At 61.9% G+C, this 25,309-nt stretch carries 21 protein-coding genes and 1 other RNA gene; 18 read left to right on the top strand and 4 right to left on the bottom strand.

Annotation, left to right across the window (positions count from 1 at the left end; all coding sequences use genetic code 11):
• Positions 1-73: 73 nt before the first annotated feature.
• Together QMX97_RS15340 and QMX97_RS15345 are read right to left on the bottom strand one after the other, a co-directional pair.
• Complete coding sequence (locus QMX97_RS15340; protein ID WP_065900802.1) at positions 74-445, bottom strand: YraN family protein; 372 nt, start codon at positions 443-445, stop codon at positions 74-76.
• Positions 445-2,256, bottom strand: coding sequence for a penicillin-binding protein activator (locus QMX97_RS15345; protein ID WP_065900804.1), 1,812 nt, complete (start codon positions 2,254-2,256; stop codon positions 445-447). The genes QMX97_RS15340 and QMX97_RS15345 overlap by 1 nt, the downstream gene beginning before the upstream one ends.
• A gap of 209 nt (positions 2,257-2,465) precedes the next feature.
• On the opposite strand from QMX97_RS15345, the gene rsmI reads away from it, so the two are divergent.
• The 18 genes from rsmI (at position 2,466) to lpxC (ending at position 22,007) form a co-directional block, all read left to right on the top strand.
• Positions 2,466-3,338: a 16S rRNA (cytidine(1402)-2'-O)-methyltransferase gene (gene rsmI, locus QMX97_RS15350; RefSeq protein ID WP_106805133.1), complete on the top strand. Its 873-nt coding sequence runs from the start codon at positions 2,466-2,468 to the stop codon at positions 3,336-3,338.
• Between the two features lie 95 nt (positions 3,339-3,433).
• Positions 3,434-3,787: RNase P RNA component class A (rnpB, locus tag QMX97_RS15355), an RNA gene on the top strand.
• Between the two features lie 354 nt (positions 3,788-4,141).
• Positions 4,142-4,597 (top strand): division/cell wall cluster transcriptional repressor MraZ, encoded by a 456-nt coding sequence (gene mraZ / locus QMX97_RS15360; RefSeq protein ID WP_003171868.1) that lies wholly within the window; start codon positions 4,142-4,144, stop codon positions 4,595-4,597.
• Positions 4,598-4,599: 2 nt separating this feature from the next.
• Positions 4,600-5,541, top strand: coding sequence for a 16S rRNA (cytosine(1402)-N(4))-methyltransferase RsmH (gene rsmH, locus QMX97_RS15365; RefSeq protein WP_282397189.1), 942 nt, complete (start codon positions 4,600-4,602; stop codon positions 5,539-5,541).
• Entirely contained in the window at positions 5,538-5,831 is a 294-nt protein-coding gene (gene ftsL / locus QMX97_RS15370) for a cell division protein FtsL (protein ID WP_003188663.1), read from the top strand. Before rsmH ends, ftsL begins: the two co-directional genes overlap by 4 nt.
• Positions 5,831-7,573: a penicillin-binding protein 2 gene (locus QMX97_RS15375; RefSeq protein WP_162946142.1), complete on the top strand. Its 1,743-nt coding sequence runs from the start codon at positions 5,831-5,833 to the stop codon at positions 7,571-7,573. The genes ftsL and QMX97_RS15375 overlap by 1 nt, the downstream gene beginning before the upstream one ends.
• Positions 7,573-9,036, top strand: coding sequence for a UDP-N-acetylmuramoyl-L-alanyl-D-glutamate--2,6-diaminopimelate ligase (locus QMX97_RS15380; RefSeq protein ID WP_282397183.1), 1,464 nt, complete (start codon positions 7,573-7,575; stop codon positions 9,034-9,036). Before QMX97_RS15375 ends, QMX97_RS15380 begins: the two co-directional genes overlap by 1 nt.
• Entirely contained in the window at positions 9,029-10,399 is a 1,371-nt protein-coding gene (gene murF / locus QMX97_RS15385; RefSeq protein WP_282397184.1) for a UDP-N-acetylmuramoyl-tripeptide--D-alanyl-D-alanine ligase, read from the top strand. Before QMX97_RS15380 ends, murF begins: the two co-directional genes overlap by 8 nt.
• Complete coding sequence (gene mraY / locus QMX97_RS15390; protein ID WP_003171875.1) at positions 10,399-11,481, top strand: phospho-N-acetylmuramoyl-pentapeptide-transferase; 1,083 nt, start codon at positions 10,399-10,401, stop codon at positions 11,479-11,481. The genes murF and mraY overlap by 1 nt, the downstream gene beginning before the upstream one ends.
• Positions 11,482-11,487: 6 nt before the next feature.
• A complete protein-coding gene (murD, locus tag QMX97_RS15395; protein WP_106805129.1) occupies positions 11,488-12,834 on the top strand; it encodes a UDP-N-acetylmuramoyl-L-alanine--D-glutamate ligase in 1,347 nt (448 codons plus the stop codon).
• A gap of 2 nt (positions 12,835-12,836) precedes the next feature.
• A complete protein-coding gene (gene ftsW, locus QMX97_RS15400; protein ID WP_162946143.1) occupies positions 12,837-14,048 on the top strand; it encodes a putative lipid II flippase FtsW in 1,212 nt (403 codons plus the stop codon).
• Positions 14,038-15,108: an undecaprenyldiphospho-muramoylpentapeptide beta-N-acetylglucosaminyltransferase gene (gene murG / locus QMX97_RS15405; protein ID WP_282397185.1), complete on the top strand. Its 1,071-nt coding sequence runs from the start codon at positions 14,038-14,040 to the stop codon at positions 15,106-15,108. Before ftsW ends, murG begins: the two co-directional genes overlap by 11 nt.
• Positions 15,101-16,546 (top strand): UDP-N-acetylmuramate--L-alanine ligase, encoded by a 1,446-nt coding sequence (gene murC / locus QMX97_RS15410; RefSeq protein ID WP_065900827.1) that lies wholly within the window; start codon positions 15,101-15,103, stop codon positions 16,544-16,546. The genes murG and murC overlap by 8 nt, the downstream gene beginning before the upstream one ends.
• The gene (locus tag QMX97_RS15415; RefSeq protein ID WP_213550537.1) at positions 16,543-17,499 is read left to right on the top strand and encodes a D-alanine--D-alanine ligase; all 957 of its coding nucleotides are present in this window, start codon (positions 16,543-16,545) and stop codon (positions 17,497-17,499) included. Before murC ends, QMX97_RS15415 begins: the two co-directional genes overlap by 4 nt.
• 4 nt (positions 17,500-17,503) lie before the next feature.
• Entirely contained in the window at positions 17,504-18,373 is an 870-nt protein-coding gene (locus QMX97_RS15420; RefSeq protein WP_003171882.1) for a cell division protein FtsQ/DivIB, read from the top strand.
• Between the two features lie 15 nt (positions 18,374-18,388).
• Entirely contained in the window at positions 18,389-19,651 is a 1,263-nt protein-coding gene (gene ftsA / locus QMX97_RS15425) for a cell division protein FtsA (RefSeq protein ID WP_025855584.1), read from the top strand.
• A gap of 135 nt (positions 19,652-19,786) precedes the next feature.
• The gene (ftsZ, locus tag QMX97_RS15430) at positions 19,787-20,983 is read left to right on the top strand and encodes a cell division protein FtsZ (protein WP_065900833.1); all 1,197 of its coding nucleotides are present in this window, start codon (positions 19,787-19,789) and stop codon (positions 20,981-20,983) included.
• A 112-nt stretch (positions 20,984-21,095) separates the two neighbouring features.
• Positions 21,096-22,007 (top strand): UDP-3-O-acyl-N-acetylglucosamine deacetylase, encoded by a 912-nt coding sequence (lpxC, locus tag QMX97_RS15435; protein WP_065900836.1) that lies wholly within the window; start codon positions 21,096-21,098, stop codon positions 22,005-22,007.
• Between the two features lie 118 nt (positions 22,008-22,125).
• Here the strand turns inward: lpxC and QMX97_RS15440 are convergent, their stop codons facing one another.
• Positions 22,126-23,616, bottom strand: a complete 1,491-nt coding sequence (locus QMX97_RS15440; protein WP_201143549.1) for a diguanylate cyclase — start codon at positions 23,614-23,616, stop codon at positions 22,126-22,128.
• 187 nt (positions 23,617-23,803) lie between these two features.
• Positions 23,804-25,114: an OprD family porin gene (locus QMX97_RS15445; protein ID WP_282397186.1), complete on the bottom strand. Its 1,311-nt coding sequence runs from the start codon at positions 25,112-25,114 to the stop codon at positions 23,804-23,806.
• Positions 25,115-25,309 lie beyond the last annotated feature (195 nt).

The raw sequence follows: 25,309 nt of genomic DNA on the forward strand, positions 1-25,309 counted from the left end.
GCGGCTGTTTGGCACAGGAATGTGCAGCCCGCAAAGCAAAGAGCAAAAGTGTGTGGTGAAGATGTCCGGTGAATCAGCTGTCGAAGGCACTCTTGAGCCATCTCAGATCAGCAGAACCCGACGGTGTGCTTTCTATGGCAACCACATCGAAACGGCAGGGGGAATCGGCCCAGCGATGCTCTTTCTGCAGGAAAAACTGCGCGGCGAGTATCAGCTTCTGACGCTTGCGCCCGTCAATACTGGCGAGCGCGCCACCCCATTGTGCGTGTTTTCTGTAGCGGACTTCGACGAATACTACTGTATCGCCGTCAAGCATGACCAGATCAAGCTCGCCGCGTTTACATAACCAGTTCTGCGCCAGAAGGCGCAGACCCTGTTGTTGCAGATGTTTCAGAGCTTGAAGTTCGGCATCCTTGCCGCTTTGCGCGCGGGACCGCTCGGGCATCAGCGCGGGGTGTCCGGCAGGCGTTGGATATCGCCACCGACGAACTTGGCCCACGGCATCTGGCGGTCAACGCGCTGGTTGGCGTTGATGCCCAGGCTGCCCGAAAGGCCGTCAACGCGGGTATCCGGGAGCGCCTTGAGCTGGCCCAGGCGCGGCGCCAGGCGGTAGGCATCGACACCCATCGCATACAGGCGGCCGAGGCTGCCATTGGCTTGTGGCCATTGCGCGGCAACCTGGTTGCGCAGTGGGTCGGTGGTGTTCAGCAGCCAAGGGGTTTCGCAGAACATCACGTTGGTCATGTCCAGGTACTGGTTCTTGTCACCGCTGGCGCTGAACACGTGGGAGGTCGCGTACACCGGCACGTCACCGGCATATTGGAAGTTCAGGGTCGGCTTGATCTGCTGGGCCAGTTGCGGGGTCACCGCCAGGAAGATGAACTCAATGTCCTGGCGACGCGACGGCTGTGCCGCTACGTCGGTGCCCACAGTGCTTTGCAGGCTCTTGGCGCGGCCTTCGCTTTTACGCAGCTGGAACAAGTCGGCAATTTGCTGGGCGAGGGCAACAGGCTGGTCGACATACTCGACACCGACGACGGTGCCGCCGTTGGCTTCCCAATCCTGGCGGAAGGCCTTGTAGACACGCTCGCCCCATTCGCCACGCGGCACCATGGCGGCAGCGCGATGCAGGCCGTCGGCGCGGGCGCGGCGCGACACTTCGCGAGCTTCGTCTTCAGCCGCGAGGCCGAACTGGAACAGTTGCGCCGGGCTCTGATCGGTCTCGCTGTAGTTCAGCGCCAGGGTAGTGATCGGCAATTGCGGGCGTGCGCTCAGCTGTTTGACCAGTGGCTTCTCCAGCGGGCCGACCACCAGTTGCACGCCGGCAGCCTGGGCCTTGGCGTAGAAGTCGTCGAGGGAAGTGAGGCGCGAGCTGTCATAGAACTCGATAACCGGCGGCTTCTGCCCGGCTTGTTCAGCCTGGTAGTGCGCGGCCATGAAACCTTCACGCAGCGCCTTGCCGACACCGGCCAGCGGGCCGTCCTGTGGCAGCAGCAGGGCGATCTTGTTCAAGGGCTGGCTGGCCAGCTCCTTGAGCTTGGTCAGCGGCGTCGGCAGCTGCACGGCCGCGGGGTGGCCCGGGTTCTGCGCGCGCCAGGTGTCGATTGCCGCTTGCTGCTGTTCCAGCGTGCCGGCGCCCTTGACCGACTGGGCCAGGGTGATCCAGCCGTCGAGCACCGGGTTGCCGCTGGCTTGCAGCTGTTCGGCCGGCAGGGCGGCGATCAACGTCCAGATGGCTTCGTGGTTGCTGCGGGCGGCATCGCCGGTCAGCAGCGGGGCCATGGCCACGCGTTCGCGGGCGGCGGCCAACGTCTGGCCATCGGCTTCATACGCGCGGGCATGCACGCTGCCGGTGCGGATCTGCTGTTCGGCCGGCAGGTCCTTCAGGCTTTGCAGGCTCGGATGGTTCAGGGCCGTCAACGCAGCCTTGGGCTGGTTGCGAGCCATCGCCAGCTCAGCGGCCAGGGTGCTGGCAAAGACTTGCGCCGCTGGCTTGAGGACGTCCAGTGGCACCTGCGCAAGGATCTGCGCCGAGCGGCCAGGATTGTTCTGCTTATAGGCCATGTCAGCCGCACTCAGGCGCAGCAATGCGGCCTTTTCTGGCGTCTTGGCGGTAGTGGCCTGTTCGAGCAGTTGCTCGATACTGGCGTCCGGGGTCCGTGGAAGGTCGCCAAGGCTGGACGAGGGCGAGCTGGCGCAAGCGGCCAGCAAGGCAGCGAGGCAGAGGGCGGAGAGCAGCCGCAGGCAAGCGATCATGTAAGTGTTCCTGATACCGATCAAATTAGCGTGGAATTGTACCCAAGCACTGGCCCAGGCGCGATGTTACTGGCGTGAAACCGTCGATTTAGGTGGTGCAAATGTTGCTGTCGGGCGTCGACGGCTGAAAAGGCATCGGCCTTGATGGCATTTTTTCAAAGCGCCTACGCGCTACAATATGGCTTTTGCCAACCATCGAGGTGTGCGTTTTGACTGCTCCAGGTCCTTTGAATTCCACTGCAGGCTCGCTTTTTGTCGTGGCGACGCCCATTGGCAACCTGGACGACATCAGTGCCCGGGCGCTGAAAGTGTTGCGCGAGGTTAAATTGATCGCGGCCGAAGACACGCGGCACTCCCAGCGCTTGATGCAGCATTTTGGTATCAGCACGCCATTGGCCGCCTGCCACGAGCACAACGAGCGCGAGGAAGGCAGCCGTTTTATCGTGCGTTTGCTGGCCGGCGACGATGTGGCGCTGATCTCCGATGCGGGCACACCGCTGATTTCCGACCCGGGCTATCACTTGGTCCGCCAGGCGCGGGCCGCTGGTATCAATGTAGTGCCTGTTCCGGGAGCGTGCGCGCTGATCGCTGCATTATCCGCGGCGGGGTTGCCGTCGGACCGCTTTATTTTCGAGGGTTTCCTGCCCGCCAAGGCGGTGGGGCGGCGTGCGCGTCTTCAGGCCTTGAAGGAAGAGCCGCGTACCCTGATCTTCTACGAAGCCCCTCATCGGATTCTCGAATGCCTGCAGGACATGGAGCTGGTGTTCGGCGGCGAGCGCCTGGCGCTGCTTGCCCGTGAGCTGACCAAGACCTTCGAAACCCTCAAGGGGCTGCCGCTTGAAGAGCTGCGCGCCTTTGTCGAGGGTGACAGTAACCAGCAGCGCGGCGAGTGCGTGGTGTTGGTGGCAGGCTGGACTGCGCCGGAAGCGGACGACGCCGTGGGCAGTGAGGCGATGCGCATCCTCGATTTGTTGCTCAAGGAAATGCCACTCAAGCGCGCGGCAGCCCTGGCGGCGGAAATTACCGGGGTGCGCAAGAACCTGTTGTATCAAGTTGCGCTGGATAAACAGAAAACCGAATAGTTCCGCAGCTAATCCTGTATTCCGTCTGAACGTGATGGCAATGCTGCACTTTAATACTTGTCCTCAAGCCGCCGTGCCGTTAACCTGCGCGGCGGAGAGTCGATTGGACAGTCGCTGCCCTCTATGAAAATTAGGGGGGGGAGGAAAGTCCGGGCTCCATAGGGCGAAGTGCCAGGTAATGCCTGGGAGGCGTGAGCCTACGGAAAGTGCCACAGAAAATAACCGCCTAAGCACTTCGGTGCCGGTAAGGGTGAAAAGGTGCGGTAAGAGCGCACCGCACGTCTGGCAACAGTTCGTGGCTAGGTAAACCCCACTTGGAGCAAGACCAAATAGGGTCCCAAGGCGTGGCCCGCGCTGGGACCGGGTAGGTTGCTAAAGATGTCCAGTGATGGCCATCGTAGACGAATGACTGTTCAAGACAGAACCCGGCTTACAGATCGACTCTCCACCTTTTTCCTTTTGTCCGAATCTCGGGCAGAAACCCGGTAATAACGCAAGAATCCCTCCCTGCCGAATCATTGGCAGATGCATCTTCGTAATACCAAAAAAATCTTACTCTTAATAAATCACTTTAACTTTAAGCCATAGCTCTTTGAGCTAACTGCGCTTGCTGGGCCCAAAACATCGCCGAACTCTGGTTTCTCCTCCTTTTACGCTCCTAAATCTCCGTTCTGTAAGGCTTTTCCTTGAATCCGCGCCTTGACGGTGTGGTAGGCGCATTCCTATAGTGTGCGCAAGTGGCGGAAAGTGGCACAAAGTGGGTTTTTTGAACGTAAAACGCTAAAATTTGGAGAAACGCATCTGTGTTTCGCGGAGCTAACGCTATCAGTCTCGATGCAAAAGGCCGTCTCGCCATGCCGAGCCGGTATCGTGACGAGCTCATTTCGCGAAGTTCCGGACAGTTAATCATCACCATCGATGCCGTTGACCCTTGTTTGTGCGTTTACCCCCTCGATGAGTGGGAGTTGATTGAAACCAAGTTGCGCGCCCTGCCTTCATTGCGTGAAGAAAACCGCCGTCTGCAGCGATTGCTGATTGGTAATGCCGTCGACCTCGAACTCGATGGAAGTGGTCGTTTCCTGGTGCCCCCGCGTTTGCGCGAGTACGCCAAGCTCGATAAGCGCGCAATGCTGGTCGGCCAACTGAACAAGTTCCAATTGTGGGACGAAGATGCCTGGGATGCTGTTTCTGCAGCTGACCTGGCTGCTATTCAACAACCGGGCGCGATGCCTGATGAACTGCGTGATTTGATCCTGTGACTATTGATAGCGGCTTTAACCACATCACCGTACTGCTTGACGAAGCCGTTGAGGCTCTCGCCGTACGCGCGGATGGCTGCTATCTGGATGGCACCTTCGGCAGGGGCGGGCATAGCCGCTTGATACTCAGCCAGCTCGGATCCGACGGTAAGCTCCTCGGGTTCGACAAAGACCCTCAAGCGATTGCCACCGGGCAAGCGCTAGCGGCCGAAGACGGCCGCTTTGTCGTTGTGCAGCGCAGCTTTGCCGAGCTGGGTGCCGAAGTGGCCGAGCGCGGCATGGCGGGCAAGGTGGCCGGGGTTTTGCTCGACCTGGGCGTGTCCTCGCCACAGCTTGACGACCCGGAGCGCGGTTTCAGTTTCATGAACGACGGTCCGCTCGACATGCGCATGGACCCCACCCGGGGTGTCAGTGCCGCACAGTTCATCGCCACCGCACCGATGGAAGAAATCGCCCGTGTCTTCAAGGAATATGGTGAAGAACGCTTCGCCGGTCGCATGGCGCGTGCCGTGGTCGAGCGCCGCGAAATCCAGCCGTTCGAGCGCACTGCCGATCTGGCCGAGGTGCTGAAAGTCGCCAACCCCGCGTGGGAAAAGGGCAAGAACCCGGCAACTCGCGCGTTCCAGGGCCTGCGCATTCACGTCAACAACGAATTGGGCGACCTGGAGGCTGGCCTCGAGGCGGCCCTCGAGGCGCTGGAAGTGGGCGGTCGCCTGGTGGTGATCAGCTTCCACTCCCTGGAAGACCGCATCGTCAAACTGTTCATGCGTCGCCTGGTCAAGGGCGAGTCCGATAGCCTGCCGCGCAACCTGCCGGTACGTTTCGAAGCCTTTGTGCCGAAAATCAAAATCCATGGCAAAGCGCAGTTCGCTTCCGAAGCCGAACTCAAGGCCAACCCGCGTGCCCGCAGTGCCGTCATGCGTGTTGCGGAGAAGTTGCGGTGAGCAAGCTTTTCGCCAAGCCCCTCCCGGGCGGCAGCTTCTTTATGTTGCTGCTGTTTGTCGGTGTGCTGGTGTCCGCGATTGCGGTGTCTTACAGCGCCCACTGGAACCGCCAGTTGCTCAACACCCTCTACGGGGAGTTGAGCGTGCGCGATAAGGCCCAGGCGGAATGGGGTCGGTTGATCCTGGAACAAAGCACCTGGACCGCCCACAGCCGTATCGAAGTGCTGGCCACCGAACAGCTGAAGATGCACATCCCGGGCGCGGCCGAAGTTCGGATGGTGGCGCCATGATGAAACTCGAAGGCGCACTCTACCCTTGGCGCTTCCGCCTGGTGCTCGGCTTGCTGGCACTGATGGTGGGCGCGATCGCCTGGCGGATCATCGACCTGCAAGTAGTCGACCGCGACTTCCTGATCGGCCAGGGCGATGCCCGCAGCCTGCGTCATATTCCTATTCCTGCACACCGCGGCCTGATCACCGACCGTAACGGCGAGCCCCTGGCCGTGAGTACGCCGGTGACGACCCTGTGGGCCAACGCCAAAGAGCTGCAGGTGGCCAAGGACCGCTGGCCGGCACTCGCCGCCGCCCTCGGCCAGGACCCGAAAGCCTTGGCTGAACGCCTGGAAGCCCAGGCCAACAAAGAATTCATCTACCTGGTTCGCGGCCTGACTCCCGAGCAGGGCCAACAGGTGCTCGACCTTAAAGTCCCCGGTGTGTATGGCATCGAGGAATTCCGTCGTTTCTACCCGGCCGGTGAAACCACCGCGCATATGGTGGGCTTCACCGATATCGATGACCACGGCCGCGAAGGCGTGGAACTGGCCTACGATGAATGGCTGGCCGGGGTTCCCGGCAAACGACAAGTCATCAAGGATCGGCGCGGCAGACTGATCAAGGATGTTCAGGTCACCAAAAACGCCAAGGCCGGTAAGCCCTTGGCGTTGTCCATTGACCTGCGCCTGCAATACCTGGCCAACCGCGAGCTGCGTAACGCGATCATCGAGAACGGCGCCAAGGCCGGCAGCCTGGTGATCATGGACGTGAAGACCGGCGAGATCCTGGCCATGGTCAACCAGCCGACCTACAACCCGAACAACCGTCGCAACCTGCAACCGGCGATGATGCGTAACCGCGCCATGATCGACGTGTTCGAGCCGGGTTCGACCATGAAAGCCATCTCCATGAGTGCTGCCCTGGAAACCGGGCGCTGGAAACCCAGCGACAAGGTCGAGGTGTATCCGGGTACCTTGCAGTTGGGCAAATACACCATTCGTGACGTATCCCGTACCGAAGGTCCGGTGCTGGATTTGACAGGTATCCTGATCAACTCCAGTAACGTGGGCATGAGTAAGGTCGCCTTCGATATCGGCGGCGAGACCATCTACCACCTGGCACAGAAAATCGGTCTCGGCCAGCCTACCGGCCTGGACTTCCCAGGCGAGCGTGTCGGCAACCTGCCCAACTACCGCGACTGGAAAAAGGCCGAGACGGCCACGCTTTCCTATGGCTACGGCCTGTCGGTGACGGCGATTCAATTGGCGCACGCTTTCTCTGTATTGGCCAACAACGGCCGCATGGTTCCGTTGAGCCTGATCCATGTCGACGAGGCTCCGAAAGCCACCCAGGTGATCCCGGAAAACGTCGCCAAGACCATGCAAGGCATGCTGCAACAAGTGATCGAAGCACCCCGCGGCGTGTTCCGTGCCCAGGTGCCGGCGTATCACGTGGCCGGCAAGTCGGGTACTGCGCGTAAGACCTCGGTGGGCACCAAGGGCTACGCCGAAAACTCCTACCGTTCGTTGTTCGCAGGCTTCGGCCCGATGAGCGATCCACGCTACGCCATCGTCGTGGTCATCGATGAACCGAGCAAAGCCGGTTACTTCGGTGGCCTGGTCTCGGCACCGGTGTTCAGCAAAGTGATGTCCGGCACCCTGCGCCTGATGAACATCACGCCGGACAATCTGCCGCCGACCCAACAAGCGAACGCCGGACCACCGGCCGCTGCTGCAAAAGCCAATGGAGGGCGCGGCTGATGTCTCTTAGCCTGAACAAGATTTTTGCCCATGCCGGTCGCGATCTGTTGATCCGCGAGCTGAGCCTGGACAGCCGTAATGTGCGCGCCGGTGACCTGTTCCTGGCGGTGCCTGGCGGCAAGTACGATGGTCGTGCGCATATCACCGATGCCCTGCAGCGCGGTGCGGCTGCCGTGGCCTATGAAGTCGAAGGCGCCACCGTGCTGCCGATCACTGACGTGCCGTTGATTCCGGTCAAAGGCCTGGCTGCGCAGCTGTCGGACATTGCAGGGCGCTTTTATGGTGACCCGAGCCGTCACTTGAACCTGGTCGGCGTGACCGGCACCAATGGCAAGACCAGCGTGACCCAGCTTGTCGCGCAAGCGCTGGACCTGTTGGGCCAGCATTGCGGCATCGTCGGCACGCTGGGCACCGGTTTCTACGGCGCGCTGCAAAGCGGCCTGCACACCACGCCGAACCCGATTGCCGTGCAAGCGACCCTGGCCGACCTGAAGAAGGCCGGTGCCAAGGCGGTTGCCATGGAGGTTTCGTCCCATGGGCTGCACCAGGGGCGTGTTGCCGCGTTGGCCTTCGATGTGGCGGTGATGACCAACCTGTCCCGCGATCACTTGGACTACCACGGCACCATGCAAGCCTACGCCGCCGAGAAGGCCAAGCTGTTTGCCTGGAATGACCTTAAGTGCCGGGTAGTGAACCTGGACGACGAATTCGGTCGGCAGCTGGCGGCTGAAGACCGTGAGTCGCGCCTGATCAGCTACAGCCTGGAAGATGCCAGCGCCTACCTGTATTGCCGCGACGCCCAGTTCAATGACGAAGGCGTGCGCGCCACGCTGGTGACGCCACAAGGCGAACACCATCTGCGCAGCAGCCTGCTCGGTCGGTTCAACTTGAGTAACGTCCTCGCCGCCGTCGGCGCGTTGCTCGGCCTGGATTACGCGCTGGACGAAATCCTGCGCGTGCTGCCGAAGCTGGAAGGTCCGGTCGGCCGCATGCAGCGCCTGGGTGGGGGCAAGCAGCCGTTGGTGGTGGTCGACTACGCGCACACGCCGGATGCCCTGGAAAAAGTCCTGGTGGCCCTCCGTCCGCACGCCAAGGGCAAATTGCTCTGCCTGTTCGGCTGTGGCGGTGATCGCGATCGCGGCAAGCGTCCGTTGATGGCCGAGATCGTCGAGCGCCTGGCCGATGGCGTGCTGGTCACCGACGACAACCCGCGCAGCGAAGACCCGCGCCAGATTTTCGACGATATCCGCGTTGGTTTCAAAGATCCGTCCAAGGCCGCCTTCGTTGCCGGTCGCGGTGCAGCCATTGCCCAATTGATCGCCAGCGCCAGTGCTGATGACGTGGTGGTGCTGGCCGGTAAAGGTCACGAGGACTACCAGGAAATCAACGGCGAACGCCATGCCTTCTCCGATCTGGTCGAGGCTGATCACGCCTTGACGGCCTGGGAGGTCGCCCATGCTTAAGGCGATGAAATTCAGCGAACTGACCCAGGCCTTGTCGGCCCGTGTACTGTCGAGCGATTGCAGCTTCGACGGCGTCAGTATCGACAGCCGCAACATCAAGCCGGGGCAACTGTTTGTCGCCTTGGCCGGCCCGCGATTCGACGGCCACGACTACCTGAATGACGTCGCCGCCAAAGGCGCCGTGGGTGCCTTGGTGCAGCGCGAAGTGGCGGACTCGACACTCCCGCAATTGCTGGTTGCCGATACGCGCCTGGCCTTGGGTCAATTGGGCGCACTGAACCGTGCCGCATTCACCCAGCCTGTGGCGGCCGTCACCGGCTCCAGCGGCAAGACCACGGTCAAGGAGCTGCTCGCCGGCATCCTGCGCACGCGCGGACCGGTGCTCGCCACCCGTGGCAACCTCAACAATGATTTTGGCGCACCGCTGACCCTGCTCGAACTGGCCCCGGACCACACTGCGGCGGTGATCGAGCTGGGCGCATCGCGCGTCGGCGAAATCGCCTACACCGTGGCGCTGACCAAGCCCCACGTGGCAATCATCAGCAACGCCGGTACCGCCCATGTCGGCGAGTTCGGCGGCCCGGAAAAAATCGTCGAAGCCAAGGGTGAAATCCTCGAAGGCCTCGATGCCTCCGGGACGGCGGTATTGAACCTGGACGACAAGGCCTTCGACACCTGGCGTGTACGCGCCGCCGGTCGCAAGGTCCTGACGTTTTCCGTGCTCAACGCCGCGGCTGATTTCCACGCCTCCAACATCAGCGTCGATGCCCGTGGTTGCCCGTCCTTCACCTTGCATACCCCGCAAGGCAGCGAGCATGTGCAACTGAATCTGCTCGGCAACCATAACGTCGCCAACGCCTTGGCGGCTGCCGCTGCAGCATCCGCCCTGGGCGTGTCGCTGTTCGGTATCGCCACCGGGCTGGGTGCCGTGCAGCCGGTCAAGGGCCGCACTGTCGCGCAGCTGGCAACCAATGGCATGCGCGTGATTGATGACACCTACAACGCCAATCCGTCCTCCATCAATGCCGCTGTCGACCTGCTCAAAGGCTTTGCCGGGCGCAAGGTGCTGGTGCTGGGCGATATCGGTGAGCTGGGCGACTGGGCGGAGCAAGGCCATCGCGAAGTCGGCGCTTATGCCGCCGGCAAAGTCGACGCCCTCTACGCCGTGGGGCCAAACATGGCACACGCCGTCAATGCCTTCGGGCCCGGTGCGCGGCATTTCGCGACCCAGGCCGAGTTGATCCAGGCGCTGGGTGCCGCTGAACAAGACAAACACACAACCATTTTGATCAAGGGATCGCGCAGCGCGGTGATGGAAAACGTCGTCGCGGCCTTGTGTGGCTCAAGTACGGAGAAACATTAATGCTGCTGCTGCTGGCTGAGTATCTGCAACAGTTCCACAAAGGCTTCGCGGTCTTTCAGTACCTGACCCTGCGCGGGATCCTGGGTGTGCTGACTGCGCTGTCTTTGTCGCTGTTTCTGGGGCCGTGGATGATCCGCACCCTGCAGAACCTGCAAATTGGTCAATCGGTTCGCAATGACGGCCCGCAGTCGCACCTGTCCAAATCCGGCACCCCGACCATGGGCGGCGCGTTGATCCTGTCGTCCATCGGTATCAGCACCTTGCTGTGGGCCGACCTGCACAACCGCTACGTGTGGGTAGTGCTGCTGGTGACCTTGCTGTTCGGCGCCATCGGCTGGGTGGACGACTACCGCAAAGTCATCGAGAAAAACTCCAAGGGGCTGCCTAGCCGCTGGAAGTATTTCTGGCAGTCGGTGTTCGGTCTTGCCGCAGCGATCTTCCTCTACACCACGGCGCCAAGCGCAGTCGAAACCACCTTGATCATCCCGATGCTCAAGGACGCCAGCATTCCACTGGGCATCGGCTTCGTGGTGCTGACCTATTTCGTGATCGTCGGCTCCAGCAACGCGGTCAACCTCACCGACGGCCTCGACGGCCTGGCGATCATGCCAACGGTGATGGTCGGCGGTGCACTTGGCATCTTCTGCTACCTGTCGGGCAACGTGAAATTCGCCGAATACCTGCTGATCCCGTACGTACCGGGGGCGGGTGAGCTGATCGTGTTCTGCGGCGCACTGATCGGTGCGGGCCTGGGGTTCCTGTGGTTCAACACCTACCCCGCACAAGTCTTCATGGGCGACGTCGGCGCACTGGCGCTGGGCGCGGCCCTGGGCACCATCGCGGTGATCGTTCGCCAGGAAATCGTGTTGTTCATCATGGGCGGTGTGTTCGTGATGGAAACCCTGTCGGTGGTCATCCAGGTGGCCTCCTTCAAATTGACCGGGCGCCGCGTGTTCCGCATGGCGCCGATTCACCACCACTTTGAACTCAAGGGCTGGCCCGAGCCACGCGTGATTGTCCGCTTCTGGATCATCACCGTGATTCTGGTACTGGTCGGCCTTGCCACCCTGAAACTGAGGTAGAAACGAGTGTCCCTGATCGCTTCAGACCACTTCCGCATCGTTGTCGGCCTCGGCAAGAGCGGCATGTCCCTGGTTCGCTTCCTGGCGAACCGGGGCACGTCGTTTGCCGTGGCCGATACGCGGGAAAATCCACCGGAGCTGGTCACGCTGCGCCGTGACTACCCGCACGTGGAAGTGCGTTGTGGCGAGCTGGATGTCGAGTTTCTGTGCCGCGCCGATGAGCTCTACGTGAGTCCTGGCCTGGCCCTGGCGACACCGGCCCTGCAAGCCGCAGCGGCGCGTGGCGTGAAGCTGTCCGGCGACATCGACCTGTTCGCGCGTAACGCGAAGGCGCCGATCGTGGCCATCAGCGGTTCCAACGCCAAGAGCACCGTGACCACCCTGGTCGGCGAGATGGCGGCTGCGGCCGGCAAGCGCGTCGCCGTCGGTGGCAACCTCGGCACCCCGGCACTCGATTTGCTCAGCGACGACGTCGAGCTGTACGTGATGGAACTGTCGAGCTTCCAGCTGGAAACCACCCACGACCTCGGCGCCGAAGTGGCCACCGTGCTGAATGTGAGTGAAGACCACATGGACCGCTACAGCGGGCTGCCGGCCTATCACCTGGCCAAGCACCGGATCTTCCGTGGCGCCCGGCAAGTGGTGGTCAATCGCCAGGATGCCCTGAGCCGTCCGCTGATGGGCGAGGGCCTGCCCTGCTGGACCTTCGGCCTGAGCAAACCTGATTTCAAGGCATTCGGCATTCGTGAAGAGAACGGCGAGAAATACCTGGCCTTCGAATTCCAGAACCTGATGCCGGTGCGCGAGCTGAAAATCCGTGGCGCGCATAACCAGTCCAACGCCCTCGCGGCATTGGCGCTCGGGCATGCCGTCGGCTTGCCATTCGACGCGATGCTGGCGAGCCTGCGCAGCTTTGGCGGCCTCGAGCATCGCTGCCAATGGGTACGCGATCTGGATGGCGTCAGCTACTACAACGATTCCAAGGCCACCAACGTCGGTGCGGCCCTGGCAGCCATCGAAGGCCTCGGCGCCGATATCGAAGGCAAGCTGGTGCTGATTGCCGGTGGCGACGGCAAGGGCGCCGACTTCAAGGACCTCAAAGGCCCGGTGGCCGAGCATTGCCGCGCCGTGGTGCTGATGGGCCGCGATGCCGACCTGATCGCCGCCGCCCTGGGCGATGCCGTGCCGCAAGTGCGCGCGACCTCGCTGGACGACGCCATCGCCCACTGCAAGGCCCTGGCCCAGCCGGGTGACGCCGTGTTGCTGTCGCCGGCGTGCGCCAGTTTCGACATGTTCAAGAACTACGAAGAGCGCGGCCTGCTGTTCGCTCGCGCCGTGGAGGCCTTGGCATGAATTTGCGCAATATCATCAAGCCCTATCCGTCGCCGATCATTACCGGGCGCGGTATCGACCTGGATTTCCCGATGCTTGCCGGTTGCCTGGCGCTGCTCGGCCTGGGCCTGGTGATGATCACTTCGGCGTCTTCCGAAGTGGCTGCCGTGCAGTCGGGCAACACCCTGTACATGATGATTCGTCACCTGGTGTACCTGGTGATCGGCCTCGGCGCGTGCATCGTGACCATGATGATCCCCATCGCCACCTGGCAACGCCTGGGCTGGCTGATGCTGATCGGGGCGTTCGGCTTGCTGATCATGGTGATCCTGCCAGGCATCGGTCGCGAGGTGAACGGTTCGATGCGCTGGATCGGCTTCGGCGCCTTCAACGTGCAACCCTCGGAAATCGCCAAGGTGTTCGTGGTGATCTACCTCGCCGGCTACCTGGTACGGCGCCAGAAAGAAGTGCGCGAAAGCTGGATGGGCTTCTTCAAGCCGTTCATCGTGCTGCTGCCAATGGCCGGCCTGTTGCTGATGGAACCCGACTTCGGGGCCACCGTGGTGATGATGGGCGCGGCGGCGGCGATGCTGTTCCTCGGCGGCGTGGGCCTGTTCCGCTTCACCCTGATGGTGCTGCTGGCCGTGGCTGCCGTGACCATCCTGGTGCAGGCGCAACCCTACCGGATGGCGCGCCTGATTACCTTTACCGACCCGTGGTCCGATCAATTCGGCTCCGGCTACCAGCTGACCCAGGCGCTGATCGCCTTCGGTCGCGGCGAGTGGCTGGGCGTGGGCCTGGGCAACAGCGTGCAGAAGCAGTTCTACCTGCCGGAAGCGCACACCGACTTCGTGTTCTCGGTACTCGCCGAAGAGCTCGGCGTGGTTGGCTCGCTGTGCACCGTCGCGCTGTTCGTGTTCGTGTGTGTACGCGGCATGTACATCGGCTTGTGGGCCGAGAAGGCCAAACAGTATTTCGCCGCTTATGTGGCGTACGGCTTGTCGTTCCTGTGGATCGGCCAGTTCCTGATCAACATCGGCGTGAACGTCGGCCTGCTGCCGACCAAGGGCCTGACCTTGCCGTTCCTCAGTTACGGCGGCAGTTCGTTGGTGATTTGCTGCGCGTGCCTGGGCCTGTTGCTGCGCATCGAGTGGGAGAGTCGAACCCACCTGGGCAGCGAAGAGATGGAATTCAGCGAAAGCGATTTTGCCGAGGAGCCATCCCATGGGCGCTAACGTGCTGATCATGGCGGGCGGCACCGGGGGCCATGTGTTCCCGGCCCTGGCCTGCGCGCGGGAGTTCCAGAACCGTGGCTACACCGTGCACTGGCTGGGAACACCACGCGGCATCGAAAACGAACTGGTACCGAATGCCGGCTTGCCGCTGCACTTGATCAACGTCACCGGGCTGCGTGGCAAGGGCAAGCTGTCCCTGCTCAAGGCGCCGTTCGTGTTGCTCAAGGCGGTGTGGCAGGCGCGCAAGGTTATTCGCGAATTGAAGCCGGTGTGTGTGCTCGGTTTCGGTGGTTATGTGACCGGTCCTGGTGGTGTCGCGGCGAAGCTCGCCGGTGTGCCGGTGATCGTGCATGAACAGAACGCCGTCGCCGGTACCGCCAACCGTTTGCTGGTGCCCCTGGCGGCGCGGGTCTGCGAGGCATTCCCCGACACCTTCAGCGCCGCGGACAAGCGCCGCACTACCGGCAACCCGGTGCGCACCGAATTGTTCATGGATATCGCCCGCGAGCCCCTGGCCGGGCGCAAGGCGCACCTGCTGATCCTGGGCGGAAGCCTGGGGGCCGAGCCGCTGAACAAATTACTGCCCGAAGCACTTGCGCAACTGCCTGTGGACCTGCGCCCGGAGATCTTCCACCAGGCCGGCAAGAACCACGATGAAGTCACCGCCACGCGCTATCGCGAGGCCGGTGTCGAGGCGAATGTGCAGCCCTTCATCAAAGACATGGCCCATGCCTATGGCTGGGCCGACCTGGTGGTCTGTCGCGCTGGTGCGCTGACCGTCAGTGAACTGGCCGCCGCCGGTCTGCCGTCCTTGCTGGTGCCTTTGCCCCATGCAATCGACGATCACCAGACCCGCAACGCCGAATATTTGGCCGGGGAGGGCGCTGCCTTCCTGCTGCCGCAAAGAACGACTGGCGCCGCCGATTTGGCCGCACGCCTGACCGAGGTTTTGATGCAACCGGAACGACTCAACAGCATGGCGAGCACCGCAAGCCGCCTGGCCAAACCTGACGCAACCCGCACCGTGGTCGATATCTGCCTGGAGGTGGCCCATGGTTGAGAATCAGAAAGCCATGCCACAACCCGAGATGCGTCGCATCCGTCGCATCCACTTCGTCGGTATCGGCGGCGTGGGCATGTGCGGGATTGCCGAAGTATTGCTGAACCTGGGTTACCAGGTGTCCGGCTCCGACTTGAAAGAGTCGCCGGTCACGGATCGCCTGAAGTCCTTTGGCGCGCAGATCTATATCGGTCACCGTGCCGAGAACGCCGCCGAGGCCGACGTACTGGTGGTTTCCAGCGCCGTGAACACCTCCAACCCGGAAGTGGCCACTGCCCTTGAGCGCCGTATCCCGGTGGTGCCACGCGCCGAGATGCTCGCCGAGCTGATGCGCTACCGCCACGGCATCGCCGTCGCCGGTACCCATGGCAAAACCACCACCACCAGCCTGATCGCCTCGGTGTTCGCCGCCGGTGGCCTGGACCCGACCTTCGTGATCGGTGGTCGCCTGAATGCAGCGGGTACCAATGCCCAGCTCGGCACCAGCCGCTACCTGATCGCCGAAGCCGATGAAAGCGACGCCAGCTTCCTGCACCTGCAGCCGCTGGTCGCTGTTGTCACCAACATCGATGAAGACCACATGGCCACCTACGATGGCGACTTCAACAAGTTGAAGAAAACCTTCGTCGAGTTCCTGCACAACCTGCCGTTCTATGGTCTGGCCGTGGTGTGCCTGGACGACCCGGTGGTGCGCGAAATCCTGCCATTGGTCAAGCGTCCGACCGTGACCTATGGCTTCAGCGAAGACGCTGACGTGCGTGCGATCAATGTGCGCCAGGAAGGCATGCAGACCTTCTTCACCGTGCTGCGCCCTGACCGCGAGCCGCTGGATGTCTCGGTGAACATGCCGGGCAACCACAACGTCCTGAACTCCCTGGCGACCATCTGCATCGCCTCCGATGAAGGCGTCAGCGATGAAGCCATCGTCGAAGGCCTGTCGCGCTTTGCCGGTGTCGGCCGGCGTTTCCAGGTCTACGGCCAGTTGCCGGTAGAAGGTGGCGACGTGATGCTGGTGGACGACTACGGTCACCACCCGACCGAAGTCGCCGCCGTGATCAAGGCCGTGCGCGGCGGCTGGCCGGAGCGCCGCCTGGTGATGGTCTACCAGCCGCACCGCTACAGCCGCACCCGCGACCTGTACGACGACTTTGTAAATGTATTGGCCGATGCCAACGTGCTGCTGCTGATGGAAGTCTACCCGGCCGGTGAAGAGCCGATCCCGGGCGCCGACAGCCGCAAGCTGTGCAACAGCATCCGCCAGCGCGGCCAGTTGGACCCGATCTACATCGAGCGTGGCGTGGACCTGGCGCCAATCGTCAAGCCGCTGTTGCGCGCCGGTGACATCCTGCTGTGCCAGGGTGCCGGTGATATCGGCGGCCTTGCCCCTAAATTGCTTGCGAGCCCATTGTTCGCAGCCGTACAGGGGAAGTCGAAATGACCACCAACTACGACGCCCTGTTTTCCACCTTCGCGCCCGCCGACTTCGGCCGCGTGGCGGTGCTGTTCGGCGGCAAGAGTGCCGAGCGTGAAGTCTCGCTCAAGTCCGGCAATGCCGTGCTTGAAGCCCTGCAAAGCGCCGGCGTGAATGCGTTCGGTATTGACGTGGGCGATGACTTCCTCGCGCGCCTGCAGGCCGAGAAGATCGACCGTGCGTTCATCATCCTGCACGGTCGTGGCGGCGAAGACGGCAGCATGCAGGGCCTGCTGGAGTGCGCCGGCATCCCATACACCGGCAGCGGCATCCTTGCCTCGGCACTGGCGATGGACAAGTTGCGTACCAAGCAGGTGTGGCACAGCCTGGGTATTCCAACCCCGCGCCACAGTGTGCTGTGCAGCGAAGACGATTGTATTTCTGCGGCCAAGGAACTGGGCCTGCCTTTGATCGTCAAACCAGCCCATGAAGGCTCCAGTATCGGCATGGCCAAAGTGAACTCGGCCGCCGAATTGATCGACGCATGGAAAGCGGCAAGTACCTACGATTCGCAAGTGTTGGTGGAACAGTGGATCCAGGGTCCCGAGTACACCATCGCCACCCTGCGTGGCCAGGTATTGCCGCCTATCGCATTGGGCACGCCCCACACCTTTTACGACTACGACGCCAAGTACGTGGCTTCCGATACCCAGTACCGGATCCCCTGCGGCCTCGACGCAACCAAGGAAAAACAATTGATGGACCTCACGGCGAAAGCCTGTGAGGCGCTGGGTATCGCCGGTTGGGCGCGGGCAGACGTGATGCAGGATGAGCAAGGGAATTTCTGGTTCCTGGAAGTCAACACCGCACCGGGTATGACCGATCACAGCCTGGTACCTATGGCCGCTCGCGCAGCCGGTCTGGATTTCCAGCAGTTGGTGCTGGCGATTCTTGCCGCAAGCATTGAGCCACGAGGCTAAGGACATGAAAGGCGCATCGCTTCGTCATCAGCCCCCACAAGCACCGAGCCGCAAGCCGGTGCCCCGGGGTGCCAGCCGAATGGTGGCTAAAGAGCCGATGTCGGCGCGCCTGCCGAAAGCCAATTTTGGTTTCCTCAAGGCGCTGTTCTGGCCGGTGCTGCTGGTGGTCCTGGGCTTTGGCACTTACGAGGGCGCGCAGCGTCTATTGCCGTATGCCGATCGTCCCATCACCAAGATCAGCGTGCAGGGCGACTTGAGCTACATCAGCCAGCAAGCGGTGCAGCAGCGTATCGGGCCGTACCTGGCGGCGAGCTTCTTCACCATCGACCTGGCCGGTATGCGCTCGGAGCTGGAGCAGATGCCGTGGATCGCCCACGCCGAGGTCCGCCGTGTCTGGCCGGACCAGGTGACGATCCGCCTGGAAGAACAACTGCCGGTGGCCCGCTGGGGCGACGAGGCGCTGTTGAACAACCAGGGCCAGGCGTTCACCCCGCGTGAGCTGGCCAACTACGAGCACCTGCCGCAGCTGTTCGGGCCGCAGCGGGCGCAGCAGCAAGTGATGCAGCAGTACCAGGCCTTGAGCCAGATGCTGCGGCCACTGGGCTTCTCCATTGCACGCCTGGAATTGCGTGAGCGGGGCAGCTGGTTTTTGACAACCGGGGCAGGCAGTTCCGGCCCGGGCATCCAGTTGTTGCTGGGACGCGACCGCTTGGTGGAAAAGATGCGCCGCTTCATTGCCATCTATGACAAGACCTTGAAAGAACAGATTACGAACATTGCGAGCGTCGACCTGCGTTACGCCAACGGCCTTGCCGTCGGCTGGCGTGAACCGGCTGCGCCCACGGCAGCGCAACCCGCTGTCGCGAAGAATTAAGAAGAGGCAGGACCCATGGCAAACGTGCAAAGCGGCAAAATGATCGTCGGTCTCGATATCGGCACCTCCAAGGTGGTGGCGCTGGTGGGCGAGGTCGGGGAAGACGGCACGATCGAAATCGTCGGTATTGGCACGCATCCGTCCCGGGGCCTGAAGAAGGGCGTGGTGGTGAACATCGAGTCCACCGTGCAATCGATCCAGCGCGCGATTGAAGAAGCGCAGCTGATGGCCGGTTGCCGGATCCACTCGGCGTTCGTCGGCGTAGCCGGCAACCACATCCGCAGCCTGAACTCCCACGGCATCGTGGCGATCCGCGACCGCGAAGTCAGCTCGGCTGACCTCGAGCGTGTGCTCGACGCCGCCCAGGCCGTGGCGATCCCGGCTGACCAGCGCGTCCTGCACACCCTGCCGCAGGACTACGTGATCGATAACCAGGAAGGCGTGCGCGAACCCCTGGGCATGTCGGGCGTGCGCCTGGAAGCCAAGGTCCACGTGGTGACCTGCGCCGTCAACGCCGCACAGAACATTGAAAAATGCGTGCGTCGCTGCGGCCTGGAAATCGACGACATCATTCTTGAGCAACTGGCGTCGGCCTACTCGGTACTGACCGACGACGAAAAAGAACTGGGCGTCTGCCTGGTGGACATCGGCGGCGGCACCACCGACATCGCGATCTTCACCGAGGGTGCGATCCGTCACACCGCCGTGATCCCGATTGCGGGCGACCAGGTCACCAACGACATCGCCATGGCGCTGCGTACGCCGACCCAGTACGCCGAAGAAATCAAGATCCGCTACGCCTGCGCCCTGGCCAAGCTGGCCGGTGCCGGTGAGACCATCAAGGTGCCAAGCGTGGGCGACCGTCCACCGCGCGAGCTGTCGCGCCAGGCCCTGGCCGAAGTGGTCGAGCCGCGCTACGACGAGCTGTTCACTCTGATCCAGGCTGAACTGCGCCGCAGCGGCTACGAAGATTTGATCCCGGCCGGTATTGTGCTGACCGGTGGCACCTCGAAGATGGAAGGCGCGGTCGAACTGGCCGAGGAAATCTTCCACATGCCGGTGCGCCTGGGCGTTCCCCATGGCGTGAAAGGCCTGGGCGACGTGGTGCGCAACCCGATTTATTCGACTGGCGTGGGCTTGCTGTTGTACGGGCTGCAAAAGCAGACCGATGGCATTTCCCTGTCGGGCCCGAGCAACCGTGACAGCTACCGCAGTGACGACGAGGCGAAAGCGCCGTTGTTCGAGCGTCTGCAGGCATGGGTCAAGGGCAACTTCTAAAGAAGCTGCGGCGAGCGCCAAGCCGCAAGCTTCAAGAGTATGGCGTTCCGAGCTTGCAGCTTATGGCTTGAAGCTTGGAACTCCTGCAGCAGTAGGCGTAGGCGAAAAAACTAGAGAAATGAAAGGAGAGGGAACATGTTCGAACTCGTAGACAACATCCCCGCAAGCCCGGTCATCAAAGTGATCGGTGTCGGCGGTGGCGGCGGCAACGCTGTCAACCATATGGTCAAGAGCAACATTGAAGGCGTTGAGTTCATCTGCGCCAACACTGATGCCCAGGCGCTGAAAAGCATCGGCGCGCGGACCATCCTGCAATTGGGCACTGCCGTGACCAAGGGCCTCGGCGCTGGCGCCAACCCGGAAGTCGGCCGTCAAGCCGCACTCGAAGACCGCGAGCGTATCGCTGAAGTGCTGCAAGGCACCAACATGGTGTTCATCACCACCGGCATGGGCGGCGGTACCGGTACCGGTGCGGCACCTATCATTGCTGAAGTGGCCAAGGAAATGGGGATCCTGACGGTTGCCGTCGTGACCCGTCCGTTCCCGTTCGAAGGCCGCAAGCGCATGCAGATCGCCGACGAAGGCATCCGTCTGCTGTCTGAAAGCGTCGACTCGTTGATCACCATCCCCAACGAGAAGCTGCTGACCATCCTGGGCAAGGACGCAAGCCTGCTGTCCGCGTTCGCCAAGGCTGACGATGTACTGGCCGGTGCCGTTCGCGGTATCTCCGACATCATCAAGCGTCCAGGCATGATCAACGTCGACTTTGCCGACGTACGTACTGTCATGAGCGAAATGGGCATGGCGATGATGGGCACTGGCTGCGCCAGCGGTCCGAACCGTGCACGCGAGGCCACCGAAGCGGCCATTCGCAACCCGTTGCTGGAAGACGTGAACCTGCAAGGCGCACGCGGCATCCTGGTGAACATCACCGCCGGTCCTGACCTGTCCCTGGGTGAGTACTCCGACGTGGGTAGCATCATCGAAGCCTTCGCTTCCGAGCACGCGATGGTCAAGGTCGGTACCGTGATCGATCCGGACATGCGCGACGAACTGCATGTGACCGTGGTTGCTACCGGCCTGGGCGCGAAAATCGAGAAGCCTGTGAAGGTCATCGACAACACGCTCCACAACAGCCAGGCCAGCCAGCAAGCTGCCGCTCCAGCACCTGCGCGTCAGGAACTGCCGTCGGTCAACTACCGTGACCTGGATCGTCCGACCGTGATGCGCAACCAGGCCCAGGCCGGTGCTGCGGCGTCTCGTAGCCCGAATCCGCAAGATGATCTGGACTACCTGGACATCCCGGCATTCCTGCGTCGTCAGGCCGATTAATGGAATGTATCAGGGCTATGAAGGTGATTGGTGTTCAGCAAAGGTCTGGTCTGCTATTATCGCCAGCCTTTGTTGATACCAGTTCGCAATTTGCGCTGAAGCGGTCCAAGCCATGATTAAACAACGCACTCTGAAGAATATTATTCGTGCCACAGGTGTAGGTCTGCACTCCGGGGAGAAGGTATACCTGACCCTCAAGCCTGCACCTGTCGACACCGGCATCGTGTTTGTGCGTGCCGACCTGGACCCTGCGGTGCAGATTCCTGCTCGCGCGGAAAACGTTGGCGAAACCACTATGTCGACCACATTGGTCAACGGTGACGTCAAAGTGGACACGGTGGAGCACTTGCTCTCGGCCATGGCTGGCCTGGGCATCGATAACGCCTACGTCGAGCTCTCCGCGTCCGAAGTCCCGATCATGGATGGCAGCGCTGGACCCTTCGTATTCTTGATTCAATCTGCCGGCCTGGAAGAACAGGACGCAGCCAAGAAGTTCATTCGCATTCTGCGGGAAGTGACAGTAGAAGACGGCGACAAGCGCGCTACCTTCGTCCCGTTCGAAGGCTTTAAAGTGAGCTTTGAGATCGATTTCGATCACCCGGTATTCCGTGACCGCACCCAAAGTGCAAGCGTGGATTTTTCCAGCACTTCGTTCGTAAAAGAAGTCAGCCGCGCCCGTACCTTTGGTTTCATGAGTGACATCGAGTACCTGCGCAAGCACAACCTCGCACTCGGCGGCAGCGTTGAAAACGCCATTGTGGTCGACGCGGATGGTGTACTGAACGAAGACGGCCTTCGCTATGAAGACGAATTCGTGAAGCACAAGATCCTCGATGCAATCGGTGACCTCTACCTGCTGGGCAATAGCCTGATAGGCGAGTTCAAAGGCTTCAAGTCGGGCCACGCCCTTAACAACCAGCTGCTGCGCAAGTTGATTGAGCAGACAGACGCTTGGGAAGTCGTGACCTTCGAAGATGCCAGCACCGCACCGATCTCTTACATGCGTCCCGTCGCGGCGGTGTAAGTAACAACTCTCTTTCTTTAGTTTTGAAAGGCTGCCTTCGGGTGGCCTTTTTTTATGCTTGATGGGTTTGCAGTGGGAGTAAGCAAGCGCCCATCATCCCAGCAAACCTGCTCCCCCCCTAGATCTGTCCAGCATCCACGATCCGGTTGCGCCCGCTGTGCTTGGCCTCATACAACGCCTGGTCAGCCTTGAGCAGCAACGCCTCAAGAGTCATACGGCTGCGTTTGTCCCAGGTGCTCATGCCGATGCTCACCGTAATCGGCCGGTCGGCACCGTTCACCCGGGGCAAATGTTCGACGCTGCTGCGGATATGCTCGGCGATGACCCAGGCGCCCTTGGCATCGGTATGGGGCAGGATTACCGCGAACTCTTCGCCGCCATACCGCGCGGCAAGGTCGGCCGGGCGGCGGATGTTGTCGCCGATCACCTGGGCGACCGTGCGCAATGCCGCGTCGCCGCCGTGATGGCCATGGCGGTCATTGAAGGCCTTGAAGTGGTCCACATCAATCATCAGCAGCGTCAACGGCTCCGTCGAGCGTTGGGCGCGATCCCATTCCAGGCGCAGGCGCTGGTCGAGAATGCGACGGTTGGCCAGGCCGGTGAGCGGGTCGGTGGCTGCCAGTTCTGACAGCACCTGCTCGGCGTGATGGCGGCGGCGCAGTTCACTGCAGAGCATCCAGGTCAGCCACAGCAGGCCCATGCACAGAATGCCCGTCGCGATGCTGACCAGCCAGGCCGCGCGGCGCCAGGGAGCGAAAATCTCGTCACTGGACAGCGCCACCACGACGATCAGCGGCAAGTTGCCCACAGTCGAAAAACTGTACAGCCGCGGCTGGTTATCGACGCTGGAGATGCTGCTGAAACTGCCATCGCGCTCGCGCAGCATGCGCGCCACGTTCGGGCGTTGGCTCAGGTCCTTGCCCACCATATCCAGTTCCAGCATGGGTTCCTGCGCCAGCAGGATGCCCTGGTGATTGATCAGGTTGATGGTGCTGTCACTGCCGATATTCAGGCTGCTGAACAGTTGGTGAAAGTACGACAGGCGCATGGAGGCCACTGCTACGCCGAGGAAGCGCCCGTCTGCCGACGAAACGCGCCGACTGAATGCAATGCGCCACTGGTCGTCGCACACGCAGCGGGCCAGGAACGGACGACTGATATACAGGCCCACATCCGGGTTGTTGCGGTGTACCTGGAAATAGTCACGATCGGCGAAGTTGCCGGTCTTGGGGGTCAGCAACGAGGAGTCGGCAAGCACCTCGCCCTCGGGGTCGAGGAGCAGGATATCGCCCTTGTAGGGTGCGGCGGCGGAGCGGTCGAACAGCACCAGGTGCCGGATGCTCGCGGAAACGTCCAGCAAGTCATTGCGTTCAGTGGCGGTGATCAGGCCCTTGATGGACATGTCGTAGAGTTCGACGTTGCGCAACACATCGGCGTCGATCAGCTGTGTGATGTTGTTGGCCGTGCGTTTGGCGCTCTGCAAGGTATTGGCGTGTTCACGAATCAATAACGCAGTGACGACCGCGACGATCATCAGGACCGTGAGAGTGCTGCCCAGTATCAGCAAGCGTTCCGGGCGGCGGGTAGGGCGGGCGAGGCTTGGGCTCATCGGGCGTACTTCTGCTTCGAGGATGCCAATAGCGTAGTAGCAACTCTGGAATATGGCGCCCGGCAAAACGGTGCGAGGGGACTTGCTCGCCAATGCGATGCGTCAGTAACGGCTGGGTTGGCTGCTCCACCGCATTTGCGAGCGAATCCGCGCCCATCCTGGTTCTGCCTGGGCGACAGGGTGCGTGTCAGAACACGTTGATCGGGTAGTCGATGATCACGCGGTATTCATCCACATCGCGGTCCACCGCCGAGTAGCCGTTGCTGCCGCGATTGACCGCCCACTGCAGGCGCACCGCCAGGTCTTTGGCCTTGCCGCCCTGCACGACGTATTTGAGGTCGATATCGCGTTCCCAGTGCTTGGCGTCCTTGCCGTCGGCGCTGTAGCCACGGCTTTGCGGGTCGACTGTGGTGAGGTCGGTCTTGCCGCTGATGTAGGACACGGCCGAGGTCAGGCCGGGCAGGCCCAGGCCGCCGAAGTTATAGGCGTACTTGAGTTTCCACGAACGCTCATTGGGGCCGTTGAAGTCGGAGTATTGCTGGGAGTTGTCCAGGTACACGCTGTCGCCCTGGGCAATGTAGTCGAACGGGGTATTGCCGTTGACCCGCTGGTACGCGGCAGTGACGCTGTGATGGCCGACGTCGACGGTGAAGTGCAGGCTGTAGGTGTTGTTGTCGATATTGCCCAGCAGCGCCTGCCCGGTGTCCTGGGTGTGGTAGTAGTGCAGGCCGGGGTTGAGGCTGACCATTTCGTTGACCACATAGGTGTAGTCGAGGTCGTAGTAGTACTGGTGCCACACGTCCTTGAGTTCGGAGGCGTAGAGGTTGCTGGTCAGCCCGTCGATGCCGCTGAACGACACGCCGGCCCAATTCATGTGCTGGCTGTCCGTGTTGTTGGGCAGCGCACCATAGCTGGTGCCAATGCGCCGGTGGCCGCTCTGGTTGTAGAGCTTGGTAAAGCTGGCCTGGCCGCCCTCGAACATCCAGCCGTCGACGCTGTGGTTGGTCAGGCTCACGCCACGGAAGGTCTGCGGCAGCATGCGGGTCATGCCGCCGGCGATCACCGGGTTGTTCAGGAACAGGTCGCCGGCCTTCAACTCGGTATCGAAGGCGCGCATTTTCAGGGTGCCACCTGCGGTGGAGAACGAGCCCGGCGCCTTGCCGTTGCCACTGCCGTACGGAAGGATGCTGGAGCCATCGGTGCCGCCTCCGCCGTCGAGCTTGAGGCCGAGCATGGCGTGGGCGTCCAGGCCGAAGCCGACGGTGCCCTGGGTGTAGCCGGATTCGAAGGTGCCGATAAAACCCTGGCCCCATTCCTTGCTGTCATCGGTGTGGATATCGCGACGGTCGCGGTTCATGTAGTAGTTGCGGGTGTTGATGTTGAGGTGCGAGCCTTCGACGAAACCGTCGGTGGGGGTGGTGTCTGCCGCGTGGGCAAGGGGGACGATCGTTGCTGCAATCGCGAGGAATAACGGGGTGAACGTCAGCGAGTTCTTCACCGGTGGAGCTCCTTTGGTCAATCGAAAACGGCCAATGTCGTGGGGGTGTGCCTGGCCTTTTTTTACCGCAAAAAAAAGCCGCTGAAGTCAGCGGCTTTAAGACAGATTCCCAGTGTAGAGCCCTGGAAATAAGTCGAGGGAAATTCGGGTAAGCGGGTCAGCTGTCTATGCCGTCGCGCTCATCGATGCGTCAAA

Origin of the sequence: Pseudomonas sp. PS01298, from assembly GCF_029959745.1 — a bacterium.
Lineage (GTDB): Bacteria > Pseudomonadota > Gammaproteobacteria > Pseudomonadales > Pseudomonadaceae > Aquipseudomonas > Aquipseudomonas aylmerensis.

What these genes read in the sequence shown, in the direction of transcription:
- QMX97_RS15375 (WP_162946142.1), top strand. Translation starts at nt 5,831, where the DNA reads ATGAAACTCGAAGGCGCACTCTACCCTTGGCGCTTCCGCCTGGTGCTC.
- QMX97_RS15380 (WP_282397183.1), top strand. Translation starts at nt 7,573, where the DNA reads ATGTCTCTTAGCCTGAACAAGATTTTTGCCCATGCCGGTCGCGATCTG.
- mraY (WP_003171875.1), top strand. Translation starts at nt 10,399, where the DNA reads ATGCTGCTGCTGCTGGCTGAGTATCTGCAACAGTTCCACAAAGGCTTC.
- ftsA (WP_025855584.1), top strand. Translation starts at nt 18,389, where the DNA reads ATGGCAAACGTGCAAAGCGGCAAAATGATCGTCGGTCTCGATATCGGC.
- QMX97_RS15415 (WP_213550537.1), top strand. Translation starts at nt 16,543, where the DNA reads ATGACCACCAACTACGACGCCCTGTTTTCCACCTTCGCGCCCGCCGAC.
- lpxC (WP_065900836.1), top strand. Translation starts at nt 21,096, where the DNA reads ATGATTAAACAACGCACTCTGAAGAATATTATTCGTGCCACAGGTGTA.
- murC (WP_065900827.1), top strand. Translation starts at nt 15,101, where the DNA reads ATGGTTGAGAATCAGAAAGCCATGCCACAACCCGAGATGCGTCGCATC.
- QMX97_RS15420 (WP_003171882.1), top strand. Translation starts at nt 17,504, where the DNA reads ATGAAAGGCGCATCGCTTCGTCATCAGCCCCCACAAGCACCGAGCCGC.
- ftsZ (WP_065900833.1), top strand. Translation starts at nt 19,787, where the DNA reads ATGTTCGAACTCGTAGACAACATCCCCGCAAGCCCGGTCATCAAAGTG.
- murG (WP_282397185.1), top strand. Translation starts at nt 14,038, where the DNA reads ATGGGCGCTAACGTGCTGATCATGGCGGGCGGCACCGGGGGCCATGTG.
- QMX97_RS15340 (WP_065900802.1), bottom strand. Translation starts at nt 445, where the DNA reads ATGCCCGAGCGGTCCCGCGCGCAAAGCGGCAAGGATGCCGAACTTCAA.
- murF (WP_282397184.1), top strand. Translation starts at nt 9,029, where the DNA reads ATGCTTAAGGCGATGAAATTCAGCGAACTGACCCAGGCCTTGTCGGCC.
- QMX97_RS15440 (WP_201143549.1), bottom strand. Translation starts at nt 23,616, where the DNA reads ATGAGCCCAAGCCTCGCCCGCCCTACCCGCCGCCCGGAACGCTTGCTG.
- QMX97_RS15345 (WP_065900804.1), bottom strand. Translation starts at nt 2,256, where the DNA reads ATGATCGCTTGCCTGCGGCTGCTCTCCGCCCTCTGCCTCGCTGCCTTG.